The sequence below is a fragment of the Amycolatopsis sp. WAC 01376 genome (genome assembly GCF_003947415.1).
In the GTDB taxonomy this organism is placed as follows: Bacteria; Actinomycetota; Actinomycetes; order Mycobacteriales; family Pseudonocardiaceae; genus Amycolatopsis.
The window spans coordinates 488,364-511,325 of record NZ_QHKL01000001.1 but is presented as its reverse complement, the minus strand read 5'-3'; the positions used below and the strand labels follow the sequence as shown (position 1 = coordinate 511,325).

The 22,962-nt window shown below is 71.4% G+C and carries 7 protein-coding genes; 6 read left to right on the top strand and 1 reads right to left on the bottom strand.

Going from position 1 to position 22,962, the window contains the following annotated elements; translation table 11 throughout:
• Positions 1 to 2 precede the first annotated feature (2 nt).
• A complete protein-coding gene (locus tag DMH03_RS02475; protein ID WP_125790376.1) occupies positions 3 to 170 on the top strand; it encodes an MbtH family protein in 168 nt (55 codons plus the stop codon).
• A 372-nt stretch (positions 171 to 542) separates the two neighbouring features.
• Here DMH03_RS02475 and DMH03_RS02470 read toward each other — a convergent pair whose 3' ends face one another.
• A complete protein-coding gene (locus DMH03_RS02470) occupies positions 543 to 16,421 on the bottom strand; it encodes a type I polyketide synthase (protein WP_233611245.1) in 15,879 nt (5,292 codons plus the stop codon).
• A gap of 370 nt (positions 16,422 to 16,791) precedes the next feature.
• Here DMH03_RS02470 and DMH03_RS02465 point away from each other — a divergent pair, with 370 nt between their 5' ends.
• From DMH03_RS02465 to DMH03_RS02445, 5 genes are all read left to right on the top strand, one after another.
• Positions 16,792 to 17,424 (top strand): GNAT family N-acetyltransferase, encoded by a 633-nt coding sequence (locus DMH03_RS02465; protein ID WP_199748653.1) that lies wholly within the window; start codon positions 16,792 to 16,794, stop codon positions 17,422 to 17,424.
• Positions 17,412 to 17,639, top strand: a complete 228-nt coding sequence (gene infA / locus DMH03_RS02460) for a translation initiation factor IF-1 (RefSeq protein WP_125787323.1) — start codon at positions 17,412 to 17,414, stop codon at positions 17,637 to 17,639. The genes DMH03_RS02465 and infA overlap by 13 nt, the downstream gene beginning before the upstream one ends.
• Positions 17,640 to 18,341: 702 nt before the next feature.
• Positions 18,342 to 19,343, top strand: coding sequence for an acetamidase/formamidase family protein (locus DMH03_RS02455; RefSeq protein ID WP_125790373.1), 1,002 nt, complete (start codon positions 18,342 to 18,344; stop codon positions 19,341 to 19,343).
• A 121-nt stretch (positions 19,344 to 19,464) separates the two neighbouring features.
• Positions 19,465 to 21,033: a fatty acid--CoA ligase family protein gene (locus DMH03_RS02450; protein ID WP_125790372.1), complete on the top strand. Its 1,569-nt coding sequence runs from the start codon at positions 19,465 to 19,467 to the stop codon at positions 21,031 to 21,033.
• A gap of 325 nt (positions 21,034 to 21,358) precedes the next feature.
• A complete protein-coding gene (locus DMH03_RS02445; RefSeq protein ID WP_125790371.1) occupies positions 21,359 to 22,945 on the top strand; it encodes a class I adenylate-forming enzyme family protein in 1,587 nt (528 codons plus the stop codon).
• Positions 22,946 to 22,962 lie beyond the last annotated feature (17 nt).

The window sequence follows — 22,962 nt, the reverse complement described above, 5'->3', positions numbered from 1 at the left end:
TCATGGCCAACCCGTTCGAGGTGGAGTCCGGCGACTATTTCGTGCTCCGTAACGACGAGGGCCAGTCCTCGCTCTGGCCCGGCTTCGCCGAGGTGCCCAAGGGCTGGCGCGTGGTCGCCGGCCCCGACACACGGCAGGCGTGCCTCGCCTCCATCGAGCAGACCCCGTGAAGGCCGCGCCTTGAGTGTCCACAAAGGACACTTCCGGGCGGTTCTCCTGGTAGCGAAAGCCTCCTTCCCTACTCTGACGGTAGGGAAGGAGGCTTTCGCTACTTTCAGGATGTGGTCCCTGGTGACCGTGGGACGACGGTGACCTCGGCGGCCGGTCGTGAAGTACATGAAGGCCCCCTTCCTTGCGCTAGGCGCAAGGAAGGGGGCCTTCATGTACTTGGCTTCGGGTTAGTGAGAGGTAAGGCAAAGGTGCCGGGGGCGAGGGCTCCCTTCGTCGCATCAGACGCGGCGAAGGGAGCCTTCACCCCACCGTCAGTCCAGTAGCCCGCCGCAGTCGGGTTCGCGGCGGTACCGAAACCCGACGCTCGGCGATCAGCCGCCGGAGCCGAGTGCCCGCTCGATCAAGCTGTCGACGTCCATGGCCTCGATCAGCTCGTCGTCGGCCGCCTCCGTCGATTCGACGTCCTCGGCCCCGTTCGTCGCTGTGTCGGCAAGGCCGAGCAACGCATCGAGGACGCCGGCCTCCTTGAACCGCTCGAACGGCACGGAGGCAAGGATCCGCCGTACGTCCTCCTCCCGGGAATCCACTTCGTCCTCGGCTCCGAGCAGTTCCGAGCGCAGGTATTCGACCACCGCCCGTGGCGTCGGGCAGTCGAAGATCAGGGTGGCGGGCAACCTCAGCCCGGTGGCGGCGATCAGGCTGTTGCGGAAGTTGACGGCCGCCAGCGAGTCGAAACCCGCTTCCTGGAACGCCTGTGCCGGACCGACCCCGTCGGCACCACTGTGCCCGAGGACCGTGGACGCCTGGCTCCGCACCAACTGGAGCAGGATCCGATCCTGTTCGGCCTCCCCCGCCGCGCGCAGCGAAGTCACCAGCGACGACGCGCTTTCCGTCGAGTCGTCGGAGGGCTGCGCCGCCTCGATCGCCGCCGCGGCCTCCGGCAGGTCGTCGAAGAGCGGGCTGGTGCGGGCCGACGTGAACGGCACGATGAAGGCGCGCCAGTCCATGTCGGCGACGACCACCGATTCCGTCGCCGCCTGGATCGCCCGGTCCAGTGCGGCCATCGCCGTGTCGGGTGTCATCGGGATGACGCCGCGCCGCCGGAGCTGGGCCAGTGTCTCCTCGTCCATCCCTCCGCCTGCCGCGGTCAGCGCACCCCAGGCGATCGCCTGCGCCGGAACGCCGTCCGCCCGGAGACGCCGCACCAGCGCGTCGAGGACCGCGTTCGCGGCGCCGGCGGCCGCTTGACCGCCACCGCCCCAGATGCCGGCGATCGAGGAGAACACGACGAACGCGTCGAGCGGGAATTCCGCCGTCAGTTCGCTCAGCCGGACCGCGGTGTCGACCTTGGCCAGGAACACCTCGGCGACCTCGGCGTCGGTGGTCTCGTCGATCGGGCTGGTCAAGGACATGTCGGCGGCGTGGACGACCGCGGTCAACGGCGGGCCCGGCGCGTGGACGAGCTCGGCGAGCGCGTCCCGGTCGGTGTCCGCGCACGACTCGACGACGGTACCGGTGTCCAGCTTCGCCAGCTCGTCGCGAAGTGACCCGACACTTTCGCCGGGTTCGTTCGCGCTGGTCGTGACCACCAACCGCGCGGCGCCTGCCTGCGCCAGCCACAACGAGACGTACCGTCCGAGGCCCTCCGCGCCGCCGGTGACCAGGATCGTCCCCCGCGGCCGCAAGCGCCGTTCACTCCCGTTCTCGGCCGGACCGGTGGCCCGCCGCAGGCGCCGGACGTGGACGCCGGACCGTCGAATCGCCACTTGGTCCTCACCGGACGCCCCGGTCAGCACACCGAGCAGATGCCGGACCGCCCGGCCGTCCGGTTCGGCGGGAAGATCGATCAAGCCGCCCCAGCGGTCCAGGCGTTCGAGTGCGACCGCCCGGCCGAGGCCCCAAACCGCCGCCTGGGCCACCTGCGCGGCCCCGGCGCCCGCGTCGCGGACGTCGACGCTGACCGCGCCCTGGGTCAGGCACCACAGCGGTGCCGTGGCACCGGCCGCGGCGAGCGCCTGGATCAGGGTCAGGGTGGAGGTGGTGAGTGCCATCGGGTCCGGCCGGTCGCTCTCGGCCGGATCCGGGAGGGCGAGCAGGGACAGGATCCCGGCTACCTCGTTGCCGGCAAGGACTTCACCGAGCCGTCGGGTGAGTTCGGCACCGGGCAGGCCGGTTTCCACCGCGCGGGGCAGCACGTCGAGGCCGTTGGCCCGCAGCTGGTCGAGCAGCGAAGCGTCCCCGGCCGCGGGGGTGAGGACGAGCCAGCGACCGGCGGGCACACCGAGGGCCTCGCGCTGGGGTGGGACCCAGCCGATCGCGTACCGGAGGCTTTCCGAGACAGACCAGGTTTCGCGGGCCCTTCGCCAGCCGGCGATGGCGGGCAGCACCGCGTCCATGGCCGCACTCTGGTCGGCGGACAGCTCGAGCATGGCGGCCAGCGCCGCGGGATCGGCGTCCTCGACCGCGGTCCAGAAGCCGGCATCCACCGCCGGGCCCGCCGGTCCGTCGTTCTCCGGAGCCGCGTCGGTCAGCCAGAAGTGCTTGCGGTCGAAGGCGTAGGTGGGTAGCTCGGCCGGGTGCGGGAGCCGTCGCGCCGGCAGTGCCGAGCTCCAGTCGAGCGGCACCCCGCCGACGAAGAGCCGCGCGGCCGAGGCGAGGAAAGAGGCCGGACCGTCGGCGTCCCGGCGCAGCGTGCCGGAGACGATCGGCCGTCCGGCGCCGCGGGATCGGTCGTCCTTTCCCGGATCGTCGATGACGTCGGTCATCGGTTGCGCCAGTACCGGATGCGCGCTGACTTCCAGGAACACTCCGAAGCCCTGTGCCAGCAGGCTGGCGACGGCCGGGCCGAACCCGACCGGGCGCCGCAGGTTCTGGTACCAGTAGTCCGCGCCGAGCGAATCGCCGTCGCCGACCCAGCCACCGGTCACCGTCGAGTAGAACGGAAGGTGCGGAGGCCGGGTGCGGATCCCGCTCAACGCCGTCGCCAGAACGTCCTCGATGCGCTCGACGTGCCGGGTGTGCGAGGCGTAGTCCACCGGCACCGTGCGGGTCCGCACGCCTTCGCGCGTCAAGACCTCCAAAGCCTCGGCCAGCGCCTCCTCGTCACCGGCGATGACGACCGAGGACGGGCTGTTCACCACGGCCACCTCGAGCCGCCCGGACCAGGCGGCCAGCCGTTCGTTCGCCTCGTCCGCGCCGAGCAGCACCGACGCCATGCCGCCCCGGCCGGACAGGGTGGTCGCGATCGCCTGGCTGCGCACCGCGACGACGCGGGCCGCGTCGGCCAGCGACAGAGCGCCTGCGACGCACGCCGCCGCGATCTCCCCCTGGGAATGGCCGACCACCGCGTCGGGCCGTACGCCCATCGATTCCCAGAGCGCGGCCAGGCCGACCATCATCGCGAAACTCGCCGGCTGGACGACGTCCACGCGATCGAGGGTCTTTTCGTCCACCTCGCCGCGCAGGACAGCGGTCAGCGACCAGTCGACCCAGGGTTCCAACGCCCGCGCGCACTCGTCGATCCGCGCACGGAAGACCGCGGAACCGTCCAGCAGCGTCCGGCCCATCCCCGCCCATTGCGAACCCTGGCCGGGAAAGACGAGGACCAGCCTGCCTGGTGCGCCGGAGCCTGCCACGCTGCCCGTGGTCAGGTTGGGTGCCGCCTCGCCGCGGGCGAGCGCGGCGAGACCGGTCAGCGCCTCGTCTCGTGAGCTCGCCAGCACGACCGCTCGCTCCGGCAGCGTCGCCCGGCCGCGCACCAAGGCGTCGGCCATCGACGGCAGCACCGGTCCGCCGGTCTCGGCGGGATCGTCCAAAGCCGTCCGCAGACGGGTGGCCTGCGCGCCGAGTGACCGGACGCTCTTGGCGGACACCACCAGCGGCACGACGTCCGTCACGAGTCCCTTCACCCGGTCCGGATCCTCGGGCGGTGCGGTCGTGGCCTCGTCGGCCGGGGCCTGCTCGAGGATCACGTGCGCGTTGGTCCCGCTGGCGCCGAACGCGGAGACGCCGGCCCGCCGGGGCCTGCCGGTCCGCGGCCACTCCCGCTGCTCGGTCAGCAACGCGAGGGTGCCGGAAGACCAGTCGACCTGTTCGGTCGGTTCCTCGACGTTGATGGTCGGCGGCAGCACACCGTGCCGCAGCGCTTCGACCATCTTGATCACACCTGCCACGCCGGCGGCCGCCTGCGTGTGCCCGATGTTCGATTTCAAGGACCCGAGCCACAGCGGCCGCCGCGCGTCCCTGGCTTCCCCGTACGTGGCGAGCAAGGCCCCCGCCTCGATCGGGTCGCCCAATACCGTGCCGGTTCCGTGGGCCTCCACCGCGTCGATGTCGGCGGGCTCCAGTCCCGCCGACGCGAGCGCCCGCCGGATGACCCGTTGCTGCGCCTTCCCGTTCGGCGCGGTCAGTCCGTTCGAAACACCGTCGGAGTTGATCGCCGATCCGCGAATCGTGGCCAGCACCCGGTGGCCACGCTGCCGGGCGACCGAGAGCCGCTCCAGGAGCACGACGCCGACGCCCTCCGACCAGCCGGTGCCGTCCGCGGTGGACGAGAACGACTTGCACCGGCCGTCGGCCGAGAGGCCGCGCTGGCTGGAGAACTCGACGAACGCCTCCGGGCTGGCCATCACCGTGGCCCCGCCTGCCAGCGCCATCGTGCACTCGCCGCGCCGAAGGGCCTGCGCGGCCTGGTGCATCGCGACCAGCGAGGACGAGCATGCGGTGTCCAGGGTCACCGCCGGCCCCTCGAAGCCGAAGACGTACGAGATGCGGCCCGAGGCGACGCTCGGCGACGTGCCGGTCATGACGTATCCCCGGACCTCCTCGGGAATCCGGTTCAGCCGGGTCGCGTAGTCGTGGTGCACGATCCCGGTGAACACGCCGACCTCTTCGCCACGGGCGGACAGCGGGTCGATGCCCGCCCGTTCCAAGGCCTCCCAGGACGCTTCCAGCAGCAGCCGTTGCTGCGGGTCCATCGCCAGCGCTTCACGCGGGGAGATCCCGAACAGCCCGGGGTCGAACTGGGCGGCGTCGCCGAGGAAGCCACCCGACCGGGTGTAGGTGGTCCCGACGTGCGCGGGATCCGGATGGTAGAGCCCGTCGGTGTCCCAGCCGCGGTCGACGGGGAAGCCGGAGATCGCGTCGCGTCGCTCGATGACCAGCCGCCACAGGTCGTCCGGAGTCTCCACACCGCCTGGCAGCCGCACGCCCATGCCGATGATCGCGATGGGCTCGTCGGAGGCGGCCACCGGCGCCGGAGCGCGATCGGGCACCTCGGCGACCTCACCCGCCGCCTCACCGCCGAGACGCGCCGCGAGGACCTTCGGGGTCGGGAAGTCGAAGACCGCCGTCACGGGCAGGTCGACGCCCGTGAGATCCCGCAGCCGGTTACGCAGCCGCACGCCGCCCAGCGAATCGAAACCCAGGCTCTTGAACGACTGGTCGTCGTCCATCGTGTCGAGATCGGCCTGCTGGTAGCCCAGCACGACCGCCACCGACTCCCGGATCACCTCGAGCGCGATCCGCTCGCGTTCGCCCTGGTCACGGGTCGTCAACCGGTCGGCGACGCTGCCTCGCGCGTCCTCCTGCCCGGCCGCGGCCGCGGGGACCGCGTCGCCGAGTGGCGCTTCGTCGAGCCAGTACCGCCGCCGCTGGAACGCGTAGGTCGGCAGCTCGGTGGCCAGGACCGTGGCGGAGCCGGCCGGACGGCCGACGATCTCGGGCCAGTCGAGGGCCACCCCGCGGACGTGCAGTTCGCCGAGGGCCGCGACCGTGTCGGCGACCTCCGCGCCGTCCCCGCGCAGCGTCGCGACGCAGGACACCGCCGAAGTGTCGACGCTCTCGGACGCCATCGTGGTGAGCACGCCCCCGGGTCCGAGCTCCAGGAACGTCGTCACGCCCTGATCGCGCAGCGAGGTGACCGCGTCCCCGAACCGGACCGTGGCCCGGACCTGCTCGACCCAGTAGTCGGGCGTGGCGAAGCGCTGTCCGGCGTCCAGCCTGCCGGTGACCGTGGAAACGACGGGCAGCCGGCTCTCCCGGTAGGTCAGCGCTTCGGCGACCTTCCGGAACTCGGCGAGCATGGGCCGCATCAACCGCGAATGGAAGGCATGACTCACCGGCAGCCGCCGGGTCTTGTGGCCGAACTTGGCGAGATCGCTCGCCACCCACAGCACGGCCACCTCGTCACCGGACAACACCAGTGACTGGGCGCTGTTGACCGCCGCGATGTCGATGACGCCGGGCGCCTCCAGCAGTTCCGGGGTCACCTCGGCCTCGGTCGCCTGGACGGCGACCATCGCTCCGCCCGGTGGCAGCGCCTGCATCAACCGGGCCCGCGCGGCGACCAGCCGTCCCGCGTCCGCCAGCTCGAGCACCCCGCTGACATGCGCGGCGGTGATCTCCCCGATGGAATGGCCCGCCACCAGGTCCGGGCGCACCCCCCACGACTCGTAGAGCCGGTACAGCGCGGTTTCGAGTGCGAACAGGCCGGCCTGGGTGTAGATCGTCTGATCGATCAGCCGACCGGCCTCGGCGTCGAGGGCGTCGAAGACGACGTCGGACAGCGGCGCCGTGGTGTGCCCGGTCCAATGCTTCTCGACGGCAAGGCAGGCGTCGGTGAACGCCTCGGCGAAGACCGGGAAGCAGGCCGCGAGGTCCCGGCCCATGCCGGGCCACTGACTGCCCTGCCCGGTGAACAGGACGGCCAGCTTGCCGTCGGCCGGGGCGCCGCCGATGGCCGGAGCGGAACCTTCGGCCAGCCCGCGCAGCCCGGCGGCCAGCTCCTCCCGGTCCCGGACCACCAGGACGGCCCGGCGGTCGAGCTGCGCCCGGCCGGTGGCCAGCGCGAGCGCGAGGTCGGCGGGCTCCAGCTCCGGCCGCGCCGCCATGAAGTCCGCCAGGCCGCCGGCCTGTGCCCGCAACGCGGCGGGGGTGCGGCCGGAGACCGGAACCGGCACGCGGAGGTCTGCCGAAGGCCGATCGTGGGCGACGTCCTCGGTCACCTCACCGGCGTCGTCGTCGCCCGCCTCCTCCAGGATGACGTGCGCGTTGGTCCCGCCGATGCCGAACGACGACACGCCTGCCCGGCGCGGCCGTCCGGTACGAGGCCAGTCGCGGCGTTCGGTGAGCAGCCGCACCTCGCCCGCCGACCAGTCGACGTGGGTCGACGGCCGGTCGACGTGCAGTGTCCTCGGCAGGACGCCGTGCCGCATCGCCAGCACCATCTTGATCACGCCCGCGACGCCGGCCGCGGCCTGGGTGTGGCCGATGTTCGACTTCACCGACCCCAGCCAGAGCGGACGGTCGGCAGGCCGGTCCCTGCCGTAGGTTTCCAGCAGCGCCTGCGCCTCGATCGGGTCGCCGAGCGTGGTCCCGGTGCCGTGCCCCTCGACGGAGTCGACCTCGTCGCCCCGCAGTCCGGCCGCGGCGAGCGCCTTGCGGATCACGCGCTGTTGCGACGGGCCGTTCGGCGCGGTGAGGCCGTTGGAGGCACCGTCGGAGTTCACCGCCGTCCCGCGGACCAGCGCCAGCACCCGATGGCCCCGCGCGCGGGCCTGGGACAGCGGCTCGACGAGAAGGAATCCGACTCCCTCCGACCACCCGGTACCGTCGGCCGCGTCGGCGAACGCCTTGCAGCGGCCGTCGGGCGCGAGCCCACGCTGCCGCGAGAATTCGACGAAGGTCTCCACGGTGCCCATCACCATCACGCCGCCGGCCAGCGCCATCGAGCACTCGCCGTTCCGGATGGCCTGCACGGCAAGGTGCAAAGTCACCAGCGACGAAGAGCAAGCGGTGTCCACGGTCATCGCCGGGCCTTCCAGGCCGAGGTGGTAGGCCACCCGCCCGGAGAGGACACTGCCCGAGCCGCCGGTCAGCCGGAAACCCTCGACGCCGGCCGCGTGATGCGTGCGCACGGTCCAGTCGTGACTGTTCACTCCGACGAAGACACCCACATCCTGGGCGTACAGGCTGTGCGGGTCGATACCCGCGCGTTCGAGCAGCTCCCACGAGGTCTCCATGACCAGTCGCTGCTGGGGGTCCATCGCCAGCGCCTCTTGCGGCGAGATGCCGAAGAAACCGGCGTCGAACGCGCCCGGGTCGTCGAGGAAGGCGCCGTGGCGGACGTAGGTGGTGCCGAGGTGGTCCGGGTCGGGATCGAAAAGCCGGTCGGTGTCCCAGCCGCGGTCGGTGGGGAATTCGGTGACCGCGTCGGTCTCCGCGGCGAGGATTCGCCACAGGTCCTCGGGGCTGCGCACGCCGCCGGGGAACCGGCAGGCCATCGCGACGATGGCGATCGGCTCCTCGGTCGTCGCCCTCGGCTCCGCGGTGGCCGGTCCGGTCTGCGCGTTGTCGAGGAGCTTGGCCTGCAGATGGGCCGCCAGCGACCGCGGCCGCGGATAGTCGAAGATCATCGCGGGGGACAGGGCCAGCCCGGTCGCGGTGGCGAGCCGGTTGCGCAGTTCGAGCGCGGTGAGCGAGTCGAAGCCCGAATCCTTGAACGTGCGGTCGAGCCGGATCGCGTCGGTGCTCGGATGGCCGAGGACGAGGGCGCTCTGACGGCGGATCAGGTCGACCAGTGCGTCGAGCTGCTCGGCGGCGGGCAGCTCGCCGATCCGGCCTGCCGGGGAGGCCTGCGCCGCCGGAGCGGGCCGCACGGTCGCACCGCCCCGGTCGACCGGCCGTCCCGCCGGTACCAGGCCGCGCAGCACGGACGGCATCCGCGGGTCATCGGCCGCCTGGAGCGCGGCCAGGTCGAAACCGGCCGCGACCACGGCCGCGCCGCCGTCGCCCGCCGGCAGGCACTGGTCGAGCAACCTCATCCCGTCGCGGTCGGACAGGCCGATCATGCCGATGTCCCGGTTCCGCCGGTGGTCGGCGTCGCCGAGGTGGCCGGTCAGGCCACTGGCCCGGTCCCAGTAACCCCAGGCGATCGAGACCGCGGGCAGGCCGGCGTTCCGGCGTTCCCGCGCCACGGCGTCCAGTGCCGCGTTGGCGGCGGCGTAGTTCCCCTGCCCCGGGTTGCCGAGCACACCCGCGGCCGAGGAGTAGAGCACGAAGGCGGCGAGATCGAGGTCGCGGGTGAGGTCGTCCAGGTGGCGGGCCGCGTCCACCTTCGCCCCGAACACGGTGTCGACGCGACGCGGGTCGAGCTCGGTGATCACCGCGTCGTCCAGCACTCCGGCGGTGTGCACGACCGCGGTCAGCGGATGCTCCTCGCCGACCGTGGCCAGCAGCGCCGCCACCTGCTCGCGATCCGCCACATCGGCGGCCACCAGCCGGACGGTCGCGCCGAGCCCGGCCAGTTCGTCGTGCAGCGCCTCGTCGCCGTCGGCGGCGGGGCCGCGGCGGCTTGCCAGGATCAGCCGGCGGACACCGTGCTCGGCGACGAGGTGCCGCGCGGTCACCGCCGCGAGCGTTCCGGTACCACCGGTGATCAGTACGGTGCCGTCGGGATCGAGCGGCCGGGACGCGGGTGAGGGCTCGGCCGCCGCCTGCCGCGCCAGCCGGGGCACTCGGATCCGGCCGTCCCGAAGCCTCAGCTGCGGTTCACCGCTGCGCACGGCCGCGATGACCGAGTCGGTCGCCCGGTCCGCGTGGCCGGCGGCCACCAGCACGAGCTTGCCGGGGTGCTCGGACTGGGCGGACCGGACCAGTCCCCGGACGGCGCTGGTGGCGATCCCGTCCTGGTCGGGAGTGACGATCACCAGCCGGGCGTCGTCCTCGTCCGGCCGGGTGAGGAACGCCTGGATCAGTTCGAGCACCTCGACGACCGCGGCGCGCGGATCGTCGTCCGAGACGTCGGCCTCGTGGATCAGCAGCGTCGCGTCGGCGAGGCCGGGCGCCGAGGTGGCCTGTGGCGTCGGGTGGTCGACCCAGTCCAGGCGGAACAGGGCCGCGGTGGACGCGGACTGTCCGGCGACCAGTTCCGCCACCGCCAGCACCGGCCGCCCGGCCGGATCGGCCAGTTCGACGCGGAAGGCCGTCCCGTCCTCGGCGGGCGTGGACCGGACGCCGACGGTGTCGGCCCCGGAGGCCAGCAGCCGGACGCCTCGCCAGGTCTTCGGCCGCTGACCGGCCGCGAGCACGGTCCGGACGGCCGCGTCGAGCAGTGCCGGGTGGATTCCGTAGCGGTGCGCGTCCGGCCGCTCGGCGTCGTCGAGAGCGACCTCGACCGCGGGGGTACCGGTGGCCTCGGCGGCGGATCGGGCCGCCGGTGCCACGGTGGCGGTGGCGTGCGGAGTCCACTCTTCGGGGGCGCTCGCTCCGGACGGACCGGAGTGGACCGTCAGCGACCGCCGGTGGGCGGCGTCCGGCCGCCCCACGACGATCCGTACGTTCAGGCCGCCGTGGGGTGGCAGCACGACGGCGCGGTCGACGGTCAATTCCTCGACGACCGGGGCGCCGGCCAGGTCGCCCGCCCACAGCGCCAGCTCGACGAGGGCCGCCTCGGGTACCTCGTCGCCCGCCGACCACGGCAGGGTCGACGCGGACCATCGCCCGGTCGCGATCAGGCCACCGGAATCGGGCAGCCGGACGAGCGCGCCGAGCAGCGGATGCCCGGCGTCGTCCAAACCCATGCCCGGCGCGTCGGCGGTCGACACCGGCCGTCGCCAGAAACGCTGCCGCTCGAACGGATAGGTCGGCAGGTCGATCCACACGGCCCGGACGTCTTCGGCGGCGAGTAAGCCGCGCCAGTCCACCGGGAGGCCGCGGACGAACAGCTCTGCCATCGATCGCGCCAAGCGTCCGAGCCCGCCGTCGTCCCGGCGCAACGAACCGGCGACGACCGCTTCCGAACGCGCTTCGTGCACGGCCTCGGTGACCGGCTGAACGAGTACCGGGTGCGGACTGACCTCGATGAAAGCGCCGAAACCCTGCTCCAGCAGGCGATCGATCGTCGGCCCGAAACGGACCTGTTGCCGAAGGTTGCGGTACCAGTAGTCGCCGTCCAGCGCGCCGTCTGCCCGGGCCCCGGTCACGGTCGAGTGGAAGGCCACCGACGGCTCGGCCGGTGACAAATCGGCCAGCGCCACCGCCAGCCGCTCCCGGACGGCCTCGACCTGGTCGCTGTGCGACGCGTAGTCGACCGCCACCCGCCGTACGTCGACACCGGACTCGGCCAGCTCGCGCAGCACCTCGGTCAGCGCCTCCGGGGCACCGGAGAGCACCACCGAGGACGGACCGTTCACCGCGGCGACCTGTACCCGGCCGCCCCATTTCGCCAGCCGAGCGGTCGCCTCGGCGGCGTCGAGACGTACCGATGCCATGCCTCCCCGGCCGGACAGGGTCTCCGCGATCATCTGGCTCCGGACCACGACGACCCGCATCGCGTCGCGCAGGGAGAGCGCCCCGGCGACATAGGCCGCGGCGATCTCGCCTTGCGAGTGGCCCACCACCGCGTCGGGCCGGACTCCCACCGACGCCCACAGCGCGGCCAGCCCGGCCATCGTCGCGAAGCTCGCCACCTGGATGACGTCGACGCGTTCCCTCAGTTCCTGGTCGGCCTCGCCTCGCAGCACGTCGATCAGCGACCAGTCCGCCCATTCGGTCAGCAGCCGGGCGCAGTCCTGGACGACCTCCGCGAACGCGGGGGAGGTGTCGAGCAGCTCGCGTCCCATCCCGGTCCACTGCGCGCCCTGGCCGGGAAAGATCAGCACGACGCCGGACGAGGCACCGGAGGCGGCGCTGTCACGCACGACGAGGGGACTGACCTCGTCACGGGCCAGTGCGCGAAGGCCGGCCAGCGCCTCTTCCCGTGAGGCCGCCAGCACGACCGCGCGTTCGTCCATGGTCGTTCGCCGAGCCGCCAATGCCACGGCGACGTCGATCCACGACGACTCGCCGTCGGTCTCGATGAGCGAGACCAGCCGGTCCGCCAGCCGGGTGAGCGACGGCGCCGAGCGGGCCGACAAGATCAGCGGCACGATCGACGGCGACGGCACCGTCGCGGCCTGCCGGACGGCAGGCTGCCGGGGTGCTTCCTCCAGGATCACGTGGGCGTTCGTTCCGCTCAGGCCGAAGCTGGAGATGCCCGCCCGGCGCGGACGATCACGGCGCGGCCATGGCCTGCTTTCCGTCAGCAGCGCGACCGCACCGGCCGACCAGTCGACGCGCGAGCTCGGCTCGTCCACGTTGAGTGTCGCCGGGAGTACACCGTGCCGAAGCGCTTCGACCATTTTGATGACACCGGCGACGCCCGCCGCGGCCTGGGTGTGGCCGACGTTCGATTTGAGCGAACCCAGCCACAGGGGCTGATCGGCGTCCCGGCCCCGGCCGTAGCCCGCCAGCAACGCCTCGGCCTCGATCGGGTCGCCCAGCACGGTTCCGGTCCCGTGCCCCTCCACCGCGTCGACGTCCGCCGGACCGAGGCCCGCCGACGCCAGTGCCTGCCGGATGACCCGTTGCTGCGCCTCACCACTCGGTGCGGTGAGGCCGTTCGACGCACCGTCGGAGTTCACCGAGGAGCCGCGCAGCACCGCCAGGATCCGGTGCCCGTTGCGGCGGGCGTCGCCGAGGCGTTCCAGCACCAGCATCCCGGCGCCTTCCGCCCACGCGGTGCCGTCGGCGGCCGAGGCATAGGACTTGCACCGGCCGTCGGCGGCCAGTGCACGCTGCCGGGAGAACTCGACGAAGGACTGCGGGGTGGCCATCACCGTGGCCCCACCGGCCAAGGCCAGCGAGCACTCGCCGCGACGCAGCGCGTGGGCGGCCAGATGCAGCGCGACCAGTGAGGACGAGCAGGCCGTGTCCACGGTGATCGCCGGTCCCCGCAAGCCGAGCAGGTAGGAGATCCGGCCTGACGCGACGCTGCCCGCGGTGCCGGTCGTCTGGAAGGCTTCGAGCTCCTCCGGCACCGGGCCGGTGCCGTAGCCCTGCTCCATCAGGCCGGCGAAGACACCGGCATCGGTGTCCCGCAACGACGACGCGTCGATGCCGGCGTGCTCCAGCGCCTCCCAAGCGGTCTCCAGCAGCACCCGCTGCTGTGGGTCCATGGCGACCGCTTCGCGTGGGGAGATCCCGAAGAAGCCGGCGTCGAACTCGGCCGCGCCCTCGAGGAACCCGCCCCGGTCGACATACGAGGTCCCTGGCCGGTCGGGGTCGGCGTCGAAGAGCCGCTCCAGGTCCCAGCCTCGGTCGGCGGGGAAGGGCCCGGACGCCTCCCGGCCCTCGCTGACCAGACGCCACAGCTCGTCCGGCCCGGTGATCCCGCCCGGCAGCCGGCAGGCCATCCCGACGATCACGATCGGCTCGCCGGTCCCCGGCGAGGTGTCGACGGCGGTCTCGGCCGGGGCCCCGGCGGTGTCACCGACCAGTTCGGCGTGCAGGAACGCGGCCAGCGCCCGCGGCGTCGGATGGTCGAACACCGCTCCGGTCGGCAGCTTCAGACCGGTCCGGGCCATCAGCCGCGTACGCAGTTCGACGAGCGCGACCGAGCTGAACCCGAGATCCCGGAACGCCCGGTCCACACCGACGCCGACGTCGCCGGACCGGTCGAGCGTCGCCGCGGACTCGTCCTGGACCATGGCCTGGAGCAGCGCGCGTTGCGCGTGCCGGTCCAGGCTGGCCAATTCTTCCCGGATGGCGGCCGTCGAGTCGCCGAGGCCGTCCCGGACGAGCGGCTCCGGGAAGAGGTCACGCAGGAGTGCGGGCACGGCGGTCCCCGGCTCCGGCCGGTGCGCACGCAGGGCGAACAGCGGCGCCGGGTCCGTTGTGGCAAGGAGTGTGTCGACCGCGAACAGCCCGTCACGCAACCAGGACGACCCCGGGGTGTCCGTGGCCGGTTCGGTCCAGGTCAGTACCGAGCCCGCGAGGCCGCGACGGCGACGATCGTGGACCACGGCGGTCACCATGGCCGCCGAGACCGCCCGGCCGGGGTCCGCCGCCTCGGTGACCTCGTCCGAGTCGACGATCGCGAGGAACGAAGTCCGGGTGGAGTCCGTGGCGGCGCTCAGCTTCCTGGCCAGCTCCGGGTCGCCGTCGGCGAGGATCACCGCGGCGGCCGGGCCTGCCGCGATCGACGGCTCCCACTCGGTGGCGCCGGAGAGCAGCAGCAGCCGCTCGTCCGGGACCACAGCGGCCAGCTGCCGTGCCACCGCCGCGCCGCGCACGGTGTCGGCACCCGTCAGCACCACGACGCCGTCGGAACCCGGCCACGCATCCCGCGGCGAACGGTCCGCCACCGGCTGGCGGGTCAGCCGGGCCACCAGAAGCTCGCCGGAGCGCAGCGCGCAGCGCGGTTCGTCACGCAGGGCCGCGTACGGCACGGCGCCGATCGGCGCTTCGCCGTCCAGGTCGACCAGGATCGCCCGGCTCCCCAGCACTCGGTCGATCGCGGTCGCCAGCATGGCCTGAGCCGGATCGGCGGGCTCGTCCAGCGCCGACACCGCCACCGCCCGCCGCGTCAGCAGGACCAGCTTCCCCGATCCGGCCCTGGCGGCCCACGCCGTCACCTCTTCGACCAGTCGCCGGGTCGCGGCGCGGTGCTCATCCCAAGTGCCCACGGTGCCGGGCGCGAGCAGCACCGTCATCTCGGCGGCGCCGGCCGTGGCCAGCTCGGCGTGCCCGGAGGAGAACGGGCCCCCGGCGGCGGCCGGGCCCACGAACGCCCACGTCGACGGCGCGGGGCCGGCGGTGCCGGCGGTGCCGGTTGCCGGCACGGGCACCCACTCCAGGCGCAGGACTCCGTCGTGCGATCCGCTCGCCGTGTACCGCAGCGAGGCGGGTCGATCGGCCAACCGGCGGCGCTGGATCTTCCCCGAAGCGGTCCGCGGGACGTCGGCCACCTCGTAGACCTCTTCGGGAACCTTGAACGCGGACAGCTCCCGGCGGCACCGTTCGAGCACGGCGCCGATCTCGACACCCGTCGGATCCGCGACCACGTAGGCGACGGGCACCTCGCCGAGCACCTCGTGCGGCCGTCCGGCCACGCCGGCGTCGGCGATCCCCGGAGCGCCGCGAAGAACCGCTTCGATCTCCTCCGGATGGACGTTCTCTCCGCCCCTGACGATCAGATCGCTGATCCGGCCGCGGATGGTGAAGTACCCGGCGGCGTCCCGGCTGGCGAGGTCACCCGTGCGGTACCAGCCGTCTCGGAACGCGGCCGCGGTCACCTCCGGTTTGTTGTGGTAGCCGGACGTCACGTTCGGGCCGCGTACCCACACCTCGCCCTCGACGTCGTCCGGCACGTCGCGGCCGGTCTCCGGGTCGACGATCCGGACAGCCACCCCGGGCACCGGAAGCCCGCACGACCCGTCGACGCGCACTCCTCCCGGCGGGTTCATCGTGATCGCCCCGCACGTCTCGGTACTGCCGTACGCGTCGACCAGCGGCACCTCGAAACCCTCGCGGAACGACCGGCACAGTTCGGCACCGGCGACCGCGCCCCCGACCAGCCCGATCCGCAACGCCGGGAGGGTGATCCCGCGCTGCCGCCGTGCCTCGAGAAGGTAGTGATAGGTGGTCGGCACCCCCGCCACGAAGGTGGCCTCGGTTTCCCAGGCGGCTTCCAGGAACTCGTCCCCGGAGGGGCTGTCCATGATCCGGGCGGTCGCACCGACCACGGTCACCGCCAGCACGCACGCGATATGGGAAAGGCTGTGGAACAAGGGCAGCGGCCACAGCACGCGATCGTCCGCCGACAGCCCGGGGATCGGCACGTAGCTCGCCGCCACCGAGTACAGGCAATTGCGTTGGCTGGACAGCACTCCCTTCGGTTCTCCGGTGGTCCCGGAGGTGTAGAACAGCCAAGCCACTTCGTCCAGGCCGAGATCGTCACGGGCGGGTTCCGCGGGCTCGGTCTTCGCGAGTTCCTGGTAGGCGTGGACGGACGGGTGCGCGGGTGCCTCCCCGGTCACCAGCAGCCGTGCGCCGGGGGCGAGGGACGGCGAGCGCAGGAAGCCCGCCGCGTGCACGGGGTCGGTGATGACGGCGACCGCCTCGCTGTCGTGCAGGAGATAGTCCAGTTCGGGGTCGGTGGACGCGGGGTTGACCGGTACCCCGATCGCGCCCGCACGAAGGATGGCGAGGTAGCTCTCGAGCATCTCCACGCTGTTGCGCAGGCAGATCATCACCCGGTCGCCGCGCCGGACACCGAGGCAGGCCAGATGTCCGGCCAGCCGCCGGGTCCGCGCCTCCAGATCGCCGTAGGTGACCGCCCGCTTGTCGTCCTGGAAGGCGACCTTCTCGCCGAAGCTGTCCGCGTGTCCCCGCAACACCAGGGGGAGGGCTCTGATCAGTTCGGCGCGCACGGAATCACACGTCCTCTCGTAGAGCGGACCCATCGGGCATTGGATGGGCGAAGCCCTTCGGCCCGCCTTCGGAGGCTAAAAGCGGCAGTGCTGACCTGGGATCCCTCAGCCTGGTAGACGCCTCACCGCCGCGCGTCCGCTGTCCACGGAAGGCATCCTGACGGTGGCGCACGACACCCGGTCTGGTAGTGTCTTGTCTTGGCCGTGACAGACAGTCGAGGAGGTGAGTCCCGTGAACGTTGGTACGACGAAGTGGGTGCTCTCTCTCCCTGTCACGGCAGGTGACTGACTTAGATGTCACAGGAGCGCCCCTCAATGGCACTCCTGAAAGGCGACAGCGATTAACGTTAAGCATCGCATCCCGGACCCCGTGATCACGAGGGTCGCAACAGATCAGTGGCACGCCGTCGAAGACGACATCGTCGTCGGTCGCGGTGACACTGCGCGCAAAGTGGATCGGCGGCTGTACATCAGCATCGATACCTGGGATGACGCGGTTTTCGACCGGCTGGCCGCCGCCATGCTGGCGGAGCTGCCGTCACCGCTGTACACGCTCGTCGACGCCGGCGACTCGGAAACGATCTCGAACTGGCAGCGGGCCGGGTTCGCCGAACACCGGCGCGAGCGGGAATACGTGCTGTCGTCCAGCGACGCGCAGACAACCGCGCAGCCCCCGGCCGGAGTGACCCTCGTCGGCGGGGATGGCGTGTTCCGCGCCGAAGTCGACGGCGCCGAGGTCGGCGCGATCTCTTTTGTAACGCTGATGCGGGACGACGGGACACCGCGGATCGCGCGGATCGTCTCCATCACTGTCCGTGCCGAGCAGCGGCGCCGTGGCATCGGCCGCGCGCTGCTGGTTCAGGCGCTGAACGCTGTGCACGCTCGCGGGTTCGCTCTGACGTCGGTCGACGTCGACGAGAACGACACCGCGGCAATCCTGTTGTTGGAAGGTATCGGCGCTCGCCGTGCCAGTAACACCCTGGAGTTGATGTGTCGAAAGTAAACCGGGGTATCGAAGTCGTCGGCACCATCGTCGAGTGCCTCAAAGACGCCAAGTTCACCGTGGAGCTCGAGAACGGGCACAAGGTACTCGCCCATATCAGTGGAAAGCTGCGCAAGCACTACATCAAGATCTTGCCGCAGGACACGGTGACGGTGGAGCTGAGCCCCTATGACCTGACCCGTGGCCGGATCACCTTCCGGCACCGGATGCAGTAACGCCCACCTGAGCTACGTCAAGGGCCCCTTCATCGCGCCTAGCGCGGTGAAGGGGCCTTTGTGCGCACGGACTTACCGCCGTGATGCCAAGGCATGTCGCGAAAGCCCCCTCCTCGCTACCGCAACCTCCCAACTTCGCCCCACCCCTCAATAACTCACGTGTTGGACGCCGGACACGCGAGTTACGTGTCCAAACACGCGAGTTACGTGTTCAAGCACGCGAGTTACGTGTTCAAGCACGCGAGTTACGTGTTCAAGCACGCGAGTTACGTGTTCAAGCACGCGAGTTACGGCTTAGCTCCGCCCGCCCCCCAGCGGGACGAACGGGCTCGCACCGCAGAGCAAGGGGCGAAGGCGTCCTTCACTGCATCGGACGCGGCGAAGGACGCCTTCACCTCACCGCCGGCCTCACCCCACGACCACGACACCTTTGCCCTACCCCTCAATAAGTCAAACGTGGCGTAATGCCAAGGCATGTCGCGAAAGCCACTTTCGCGACACCTGACGTCCCGAAAGTGGTTTTCGCGACACGGCCGCCGGAGGCCAAGTGTCCCTTGTGGACGGACATACGAGACCTGGCGACCAGGCCCGCGTCGGCCGGCCAGCGGTCGCGTCGCGCGGCACCAGTCAGGTTGACAGTCTTTCCCGGCGACGCCAGGACTTCCTTGCCCGGCATGTCCTCGGCTGCCTAGCGTTGCATCCGTGACGACGCACACAGTAGAGTCCACAATGGACACTGTCCGGCCGGGAATACTCGATCCCGGCGCGGCGCCCGCCGCCAAGATCGAGCCCGGTGACGAGGTTCTCTACCCTGACACCTGGACGAACTGGCAGAACCGGTTGCGGTACGGCATGTCCTCTGCCGACCGTGCGCGGCTGCGCAAGGAGTACCCGGGCTGCCCGTTCCAGATCGTCGGCCCGGTCGAGGTGGCCGGTGCCGAACCAGGCGACGTCGTCGAGTGCCGTCTGACCGAACTGCGGGTGGGCGACTGGGGCGCCAACGCCTTCCCCACCAGGGCAGGCGCGCTGCCGTACGACTTCGACGAGCCGTACTTCCACGACTTCCGGTTCGACGAGACCCGCACCCGGGCCGACTACGTACACGGGATTTCGCTGCCACTCGACCCGTTCGCCGGCATCATCGCGGTCGAACCGCCGGGCGACGAGCAGACGAGCGCGCTCATCGGCGGCGACCACGGCGGCAACCTTTCCCTTCCCGAACTCACCGTGGGTTCCTCGCTGTTCCTCCCCGTCGCCAAGCCGGGGGCCCGGATCTGGCTGGGCGACATTCACGCCCTGCAGGGCGACGGGCTCGTCGACCAGACCGCCCTCAAGTCCACGGCCGAGCGCTTGCGGATGCGGTACGACCTCCACAAGCAGGTTGGCCTGACCCGGCCGCTCGCCGAGACCGACACGTACTGGGTCGGCATCGGGCTGGCCGACAGCCTGGAGGCCGCACTGGTCGACTGCCTGCGCGGCCTGATCGGCTGGTTCAGCGCGGCGTCCGGCGTCACCCGCGCCGAAGCCCACGCCCTGTGCAGCATGGCGGCGAGTTTCCGGGTCACCCAGTACGCGGACCAGACCGAGCCCCACCACGTCGACGTTCCCTTGCCGCCCAAGGGGGTGCACGCCTTGCTGCGCAAGGACATCTTCCCGGCCGACCTGCGTGCCCGGGTCGACCGTTGGCTGCGTCCCGCGGCCTGACGCGGTCACCCGTGCAGTCAAGGTGAGGGATGGGGACCGTGGCACTCGCCGATTAGCGTGCGCCTTGTCGCGCTCGTCCAGTGGTCATCGGTTTTCCCGGACAGGAAGGCGAAACCGGGTAATGAGTACTACACATGTGCATTATGTTCAGCAGTTGCTGACCCATTTCGATGCCGAGCCGGATCGCGCCGCGATGGTCAGCGGTGACGCCCTCCTCACCGCCGGGGAATTGGCCGATGCCACCCGGCGGGCCGCGGCCACGATGCGGCACCATGGCGTCGAGCGCGGCGACGTCGTCGGCATCCTGACCGAGCCGAACACCGCCGCCACGCTGATCCTGCGGTGGGCGGCCAACCTGATGGGGGCGACCGCGGCGCATGTGCGCGGGATGAACGCGGTCGTGCCCGACGACGAGTTGCGCATGGAGCTGCAGCGCGCCGTCGTCGCGGATGTCAGGGCGAAGATGCTGGCGGTCGACGCGGCGAACGAGGAACGGGCACGTGGCCTGCTGGCGGACGCGACCGATCGGCCGATTCTCGCCGTGCTGGGCGCGGGGCGGCCGGACACCGTGGATTTGACCGCCGGTTCCGGCGACGGCGCGGGCCCGGCCGCGGACATCGTCGACGACGACCTCGCGGTGATCACCCAGACCAGCGGGTCGAGCGGCCTGCCGAAAGGTGTTTGCTGGACCTTCGGGGTCAAGAACGAGATGGCCACGTCGGCCGTCGGCCGCAGCGGCAGGACGAACCTCCTGATCACCGCACCGCTCACCCATTCCAGCGGATTCGGCGCGGACGACGCCCTCATCACCGGCGGCATGGTCGTGCTGCATCCCGGTTTCGACGCGGGAGCCGTCCTGCGCGCGGTCGCGAAACACCGGATCGGCAGGCTCATCATCGGCACTCCGCAGGTGTACGCGCTCGCCGAGCATCCGGACCGGCCCGGTACCGACCTGTCCAGCCTGACCGAACTGATCTACACCGGCAGCCACGGGGCACCGCTACGACTGCGCGAGGCGCACGAGATCTTCGGTCCGGTGCTGATCCAGGTGTACGGCACGACCGAGACCGGCGTGCTCACCATGCTCTTCCCGCACGACCACGACGACCTGCGCAAGTGCGGCACCGTCGGCAAGCCGGTGAATCCCGGGGCGCTGAGCGTCCGGCATCCGGAGACCGGCGAGGCGCTGGCCGCCGGTGAGGTCGGCGAGATCTGCGCGATTCCGCGCTGGCCGATGGCAGGCTACTGGCGCGAGCCCAAGCTGACCGCGGCGCTTTCCCGTGACGGCTGGGTCCGCACCGGCGACCTCGGGCACCTCGACGCCGACGGTTACCTGCACCTGAGCGGCCGTCTCGCGGACATGATGAAGGTCAAGGGACTCCGAATCCATCCCGAGGCCGTCGAAAAGGTGCTCAGCCAGGTTCCCGGCGTTTCCCAGGTCGCGGTGTGCGGGGTGGAAGACGCCGATCGGGTGGAGCAGATCTACGCCGCCGTGGTGCCCAAGCCCGGTGCGGCGGTGGACGCCGAGGAGCTGCGCCGCCAGGTCGCCGAGGCACTGTCCGACAACCACGTCCCCAGCCTGATCGAAATCTGCCGGGAACTGCCGGTGACCGGTCCTGGCAAACCCGACCGTGCCCGGCTGCGGGCCGATGCCCGCGCGGCACTGGTCCGGCCCGTCTCCCGGGTCTAGAGCACTTTTCATAAGCCAAGTTCGCGGTCTTCGCGCCCAGGCGGCCCATCGAACAGACAAGCCGGACAAGCCACCGGCAGCGGACCCGGGGCGCGACTGTCCACACGGGACGCTAGTCCGGATCGTGAGTGGCAATGAGGGTTAGGACGACTTTGCCACTCACGACCCCTTGGTAGAACCGCCCATTTCGGTTTCCTTTGTGGACAGTCCAGGCGGTGCAGTCAAGGTGAGGGATGGGATCGGGGCATCCGCCGATTAGCCTGCGATTTATCTTCCTTCGATCGCTGGTCATCGGTTTTCCCGGACAGGAAGGCGAAACCGGGTAATGAGTATGACGCATGTGCATTACGTCCAGCAGTTGCTGGACCATTTCGATGCCGAGCCGGATCGCGCCGCGATGGTCAGCGGTGACGCCCTCCTCACCACCGGTGAGCTGGCCGATGCCACCCGCCGGGCCGCGGACGTGATGGGCGGGCAGGGCATCACCCGTGGTGACGTCGTCTGCGTCCTGACCGAGACGAACACCGCCGCCACGATGATCCTGCAATGGGCGGTCAATCTGGCGGGGGCGACCGCCGCGCATCTGCGCTGGCTGCATCCGGACGGACCCGAGGACGAGTTGCGCATGGAGCTGCGGCGCGCCCTCGGCACGGATGCCGGTGTACGGATGCTGGCGGTCGACGCGGCGAACGAGGAACGGGCACGTGGCCTGCTGGCGGACGCGACCGATCGGCCGATTCTCGCCGTGCTGGGTGCGGGGCGGCCGGGCACCGTGGATTTGACCGCCGGTTCCGGCGACGGCGCGGGCTCGGCCGCGGACCTCGCGGACGACGACCTCGCGGTGATCACCCAAGTCAGGCTCCCGAGCGGCCGGAACGGCGTCTGCTGGACCTTCGGGGTCAGGAACGCCATGGTCTCGGCGGCCCCCTGCCTCCCACCCATGGCAGGCGCGAGCGCCGGCGGCCGGACGAACCTTCTGATCACCACACCGCTCATCCATTCCGACGTGCTCGCCGCGGACGACACGCTCGTCAGCGGTGGCATGGTCGTGCTGCAGCCGGGCTTCGACGCGGGGGCCGTGCTGCGCGCTGTCGCCGAGTACCGGATCAGCCGGCTTTTTCTCGGCACTCCGCAGATGTACGCGCTCGCCGAGCATCCGGACCGGCCCGGCACCGACCTGTCCAGCCTGACCGAGGTGTTCTACTCGGGACGTCCCGAGCCGCAGCGGCTGCGCGAGGTCCAGGAGATCTTCGGTCCGGTGCTGATCCAGGTGTACGGCACGACCGAGACCGGCGTGCTCACCATGCTCGCCGCCGACGAGCACGGCGACCTGGACGCCCGCGGGACGGTCGGCAGACCGGTGAACCCCGGCGGGCTGAGCGTCCGGCATCCGGAGACCGGCGAGGCGCTGGCCGCCGGCGAGGTCGGCGAGGTCTGCGCGATTCCGAGCTGGCCGTCGGCAGGGTATTGGCACGATCCGGAGCTGACCGCGGCGCTCATCCGTGACGGCTGGGTCCGCACCGGCGACCTCGGGCACCTCGACGCCGACGGTTACCTGCACTTGAGCGGCCGCCTCGCGGACTTGATGAAGATCAACGGTGTCCACATCCATCCCGAGGCGGTGGAGAAGGTACTCGGCCGGCTGCCCGGCGTGTCCCAGACTGCGGTGTGCGGGGTCGAAGACGCCGATCGGGTGGAGCGCGTCTACGCCGCCGTCGTGCCGGAGCCCGGCGCCGTCGTGGACGTCCAGGAGTTGCGCCGCCAGGTCGCCGAAGCACTGTCCGACAACCACGTCCCCAGCCTGATCGAGATTCGCCGATCACTGCCGAAGACCGGCTGGGGCAAACCCGATCGGGTCCAGCTGCGGGCCGATGCCCGCGCGGCGCTGACCCGGCCCGTCTCCCGGGTCTAGGGACCGCATGGATCTCC

Bases quoted from the DNA above. Each gene is read 5' to 3' on its own strand.
- DMH03_RS02475 (WP_125790376.1), top strand. From the start codon at position 3: ATGGCCAACCCGTTCGAGGTGGAGTCCGGCGACTATTTCGTGCTCCGT.
- DMH03_RS02450 (WP_125790372.1), top strand. From the start codon at position 19,465: ATGAGTACTACACATGTGCATTATGTTCAGCAGTTGCTGACCCATTTC.
- DMH03_RS02445 (WP_125790371.1), top strand. From the start codon at position 21,359: ATGAGTATGACGCATGTGCATTACGTCCAGCAGTTGCTGGACCATTTC.